The sequence below is a fragment of the Streptomyces sp. NPDC057486 genome, from assembly GCF_042802415.1.
In the GTDB taxonomy this organism is placed as follows: domain Bacteria; phylum Actinomycetota; class Actinomycetes; order Streptomycetales; family Streptomycetaceae; genus Streptomyces; species Streptomyces yanii.
The window spans coordinates 1-3,979 of sequence record NZ_JBHVEE010000275.1 but is presented as its reverse complement, the minus strand read 5'-3'; the positions used below and the strand labels follow the sequence as shown (position 1 = coordinate 3,979).

Below are 3,979 nucleotides of genomic sequence, written 5' to 3'. Positions count from 1 at the left end.
CAGAGAACCATGTGCGGGGCCAGAGGCTTCAGCCTTCACCGAGACGTTGACCGACGTTCGAGAAGACGGATGCCAGACCGCATGTCGATTACCCATTCGACGATGTGAGCCGAGCCACTAGGCATTGCAACAGGTGTGGTGTTATCGCCGGTTTGGGTGATCCAGGCCTCAGGCGGGAAGATCAACGACGTCACTGCTGGGTGGCGTTGACGCCGAAATTGACCTGTGAGCCATCGACTGAGGTCACGGTAACCAAAACGTCCCATGCACTGCCGTCGTCTGTTTTGAGCTGGCACCGGACTTTGGTGCCGACCTTACCGACGAGGCTCCTGGGGCATGTGACCTGCTCTGGGGTGGCGGACAACCTGTCGGCGACGGCGGCGACCAACCTGTCCCCAGACAGTGTTGGAGCAGACGGTTCGGACGTGGACCCCTCCGTGTGCCCAGACGAAGAACAGCCTGTCAGCAACACGCTGACGGCGACGGTTGAGAAGATCGAAGCTGCTGCAGACAGCCGGGATATGAGCATGTTGGACTCCGGTCCAGGTGATCTCAGGTGGGCAAGGATGCAGAACCATACTGGCCGATCAACCCAAGCACGTCGATCTTGCTCAGGTGCGGGGCCAAGCCATCCAGGGCTCGGCCCTGCACCTGCTCGGGGCTGTAGTGGCGGCCATCCGGCGTCGCCCTCGCTTCGCTCGCCCAGAAACGTCGCAGGACGCTCAGATCTAGCAGCGTCGAGTCGCGATCAAGGCCGGTGGTTCACTTCCCCACATGGGTATGTACCTGGTGAGCGTCGGCGCGGAGGAATGGTTCGGTGACGAGGAAGACGGATGGGGCGAAGTCGCCTCAGCTCTCAACACTGAACTCAGGCAGCGGGGCCTGCCGCCCTACGAGGACGTACCCCCGGAGACGGACTTCGCACCTGGATCAGGGCAAGCCTTCGAGGAGAAGCTGACCCCATCCACGACCGGGTTCCTCACCTTGTGTCAAACGCACCTGTCACGAGAGGAATCGGAGATCCTTTGCGGCTGGACCGTGCTCGTTCCCTTCTCGCTCGATGAGGAGATCTGGTTGCCCATCGAATCCGGCGACTACGACTCAATGGTCGCCGGCGCCCCCCAGGTACTACCACTCGCCGAGAAGCTGGCAGTAGCCATCGATCTGCCACCCGAAACCCCGGCGACATGCGACAACCTCGACCTGAGCATGTGGTTCAGGCACCAAGCAGAGGAAATGGCCACTCGAACAGGACCGTGGAGCAACGACCTGGACACAGCCTTCTACGTCGCACTGTTCCTGCGTGCTGCCCAGCACTCGATCCGGCGTGGCTGCCCCATCATCTGCACCTGAGACTCGCCTTCAGTCCCCCGGCCTCCCAGTGAAATCACTCACCGTGCACGGATCACGGAAAGTGAGCCGGAACCGAAACTGGTGAACAGAGCCACCCCCTGGCGGGCCGGGGCCCGCAGCGCGTTTCGTCAAGTCGCTGTCCCGGACGGCGGGCGGGCTCCATGCTCCTGACCTGGCAGTCTCATTCCGACGCAAGCGCGAGGCCCCCCAGGGCCGGTACACACCGAACCTCTGGCCCGTCTGGATCGTGGCACCCATGGCGCTGATAGCGGCCGGTGCCCTCGGTTGGGTCATCTACCACTACGCCTACGACCACTTCGCGCAGGCGGCCGCCGACCAGAAGCCGCCCAAGCCGGTCAACATCAATCACGTCCTCAAGGCGACCGTGACAGCACTGACCCTGATCGGCGCTGTCCTCGCCGGTCTCTACGCCTACCGCAAACAGCTCCTCGCCGAGGGCGACGCACACCGCGCGGACGCAAGCCAGCTCGCCGAGCGGTACACCACCGCCGCCGAACAACTCGGCCACGACCAGGCCGCCGTCCGCCTCGCGGGCGTCTACGCACTCGTCCGCCTCGCCGACGACTGGGCAGAACAGCGCCAGGTGTGCATCGACGTCCTGTGCGCCTACCTCCGCATGCCCTATGAACCCGACCCGACAGCCCCCGAGCACAGGGTCGGTGAGCGGGAAGTCCGGCAGACCATCATTCGCGTCATCCGCGACCACCTACAGCAACCGGACGCACCCACCACCTGGTGCGAGTACAACTTCGACACTGATCTGCTGGCGACGCCTGAACTCAGCTGTCGCCCGCTAGTTCTTCTGCAGGGTGCGGGTGACACCCGCGATGACGGCGGTCGTCAGCACCCATCCCAAAGCGATCAACAGGTAGGCCAGCCACTGGATGTCGTTCGGCCAGTACCAGGCCGTGCGCTGCCCCAGACCACCGATGGGGATCAAGAGGTCGAGCGTGTAGACGAGGGGTTGGAACGGGGCGCCTTCGTCTTGTTTGACCGGGGTGGGCGAGTGGGCGCCGAAGGACAGCGTGCCCATCAAGGTCAGCACAAGGAGCCAGACGCCGGCAAGCCAGGGGCGGTAGCCGTAACCGACGGTCACATCGAGCAGGTGCCCCCACACGCGCGCTGCCAGGGGCAAAGTTTGACGCCGATGGCGCTGTTTGGCGAGGAGGACGCGGCGGGCGTCGTCGTCGTGCCCGGCCTTGCGGTACCAGGCCGCCAACTGCTCGTACGGTTGTGGGTTGTAGCCCGGGCTGCTGCGTATCCACGCCACGCGTCGGGCCACGGTCCCCCGGTCGCCCAGGGCCTCGTGGTGGTCGTTGTTCGCGTCCGCCGCCTTGATGGAGCCGTAGACGAGGCCGTCCAGCTCCACCCTCTCTGGCCAACTGTGCTCGTTCTCGTGGAGGTACGACACCTGGGCACCCCGCAGGTCGAGGGTGCCGGACGGGGGCCGGGCGAGGGTGAGATCGAGGTCGACGGCCTGCAGGTGCATGGCGATCAGGGCCGGGGCGTTTCCGTTGTCGCCGGGCGGGCCGTTCAGGACGGCTCCGTCGAAGGTCACGTTGTCCGTGACCTGGGTGCCGCGCAGCCGTACCGTGCCGTTCGCGGTGAATCCCTCGGAGAACTTGAGCGACGAGGCCGTGGCATTGTCGAGGGTCAGGGCCACGCCGCGCAGGCCGGGCCCTTCCAGTCGAGCGCCGTTCATGACCAGAGTGCCCGGCAACTTCGCCCCCATCAGCCGGACTTCACCGCATGCGACGAACCCGTTTCGACAGAAGATGCCCCCTTCCATGACCAGACCACCGGCCGACAGGGCCCACCCGTCGGGTGCGTTCAACTTGGCCCCGTTGAGCAGGAGTCCGCCGTTCACCCGGGCATCGGTGAGCGACAGGGCGGTGCTCAGGCGATTGAAGGGTGTGGGGGCCCCGCCCTCCACCACAGAGTGCCGCAGGGAGAAGTTGCCCTCGATGCGGGCCGAATCGGCCTCGATGCCGGGTATCCGGCTGTCCGTGAACACAAGGGTCTGCGTCGACGCGCCGAGGAGATTCACCGCCTCCTCGAACCAGCATGCCTCCAGCCAGAGGGCATGGGCGACCTGCGCGCCGGCCAGATCCAGGCTTCCGGAGATCCGTGCCCCGGTGAGCCTCAGACGCGCCACCGCACCCGGGTGCCCGGTGTTCGCGCCCAGTAACAACGCGGCGACCACCGCCGCCCGCACCGTCCGCTCGGGTCCCCACCGTCCGCCGTCGGCGACCCGGTCCTGCTCCGGCGTACCTGTACGCAGGTCCACCCGTCGCCCTTCGGGGAACGCGTTCCACAGCTCACGCTCAGGTGAAGTCAACTAGTCGTAGGAGAGCACTCATGCAGAGTAGTGATCTTCCCTCGCGCGCGCCTGCCTACCTCGCGCTGATCGGAAGGCGGCCATTGTGTTAGGGGTTCTCAGAGCGTCCGGCAGTAGGCGTTACTTCAGCCTGCGGGTGGTGGCGCGGCCGCCTTCAAGGTGACGTCGAAGGCGTTCTCGGACTTCGTCGAGGCAGCGGCCCGCGGCTCGCGCTGACGCATACAGCGGCACAAAACAGGGAGGCGCCCCGCCCGGGCACACCCCCCG

The 3,979-nt window shown here is 65.9% G+C and carries 4 protein-coding genes; 1 reads left to right on the top strand and 3 read right to left on the bottom strand.

Annotated elements, in window-relative coordinates:
• Positions 1–190 precede the first annotated feature (190 nt).
• Positions 191–529, bottom strand: a complete 339-nt coding sequence (locus tag ACFU6I_RS48030; protein WP_384380773.1) for a DUF4333 domain-containing protein — start codon at positions 527–529, stop codon at positions 191–193.
• 245 nt (positions 530–774) lie between these two features.
• On the opposite strand from ACFU6I_RS48030, the gene ACFU6I_RS48025 reads away from it, so the two are divergent.
• Positions 775–1,353: a hypothetical protein gene (locus ACFU6I_RS48025; RefSeq protein WP_384380770.1), complete on the top strand. Its 579-nt coding sequence runs from the start codon at positions 775–777 to the stop codon at positions 1,351–1,353.
• Between the two features lie 181 nt (positions 1,354–1,534).
• Here ACFU6I_RS48025 and ACFU6I_RS48020 read toward each other — a convergent pair whose 3' ends face one another.
• Together ACFU6I_RS48020 and ACFU6I_RS48015 are read right to left on the bottom strand one after the other, a co-directional pair.
• Positions 1,535–2,080: a hypothetical protein gene (locus ACFU6I_RS48020; RefSeq protein ID WP_384380768.1), complete on the bottom strand. Its 546-nt coding sequence runs from the start codon at positions 2,078–2,080 to the stop codon at positions 1,535–1,537.
• Between the two features lie 87 nt (positions 2,081–2,167).
• Positions 2,168–3,712: an oxidoreductase gene (locus tag ACFU6I_RS48015; protein WP_384380765.1), complete on the bottom strand. Its 1,545-nt coding sequence runs from the start codon at positions 3,710–3,712 to the stop codon at positions 2,168–2,170.
• Between the last annotated feature and the right edge of the window lie 267 nt (positions 3,713–3,979).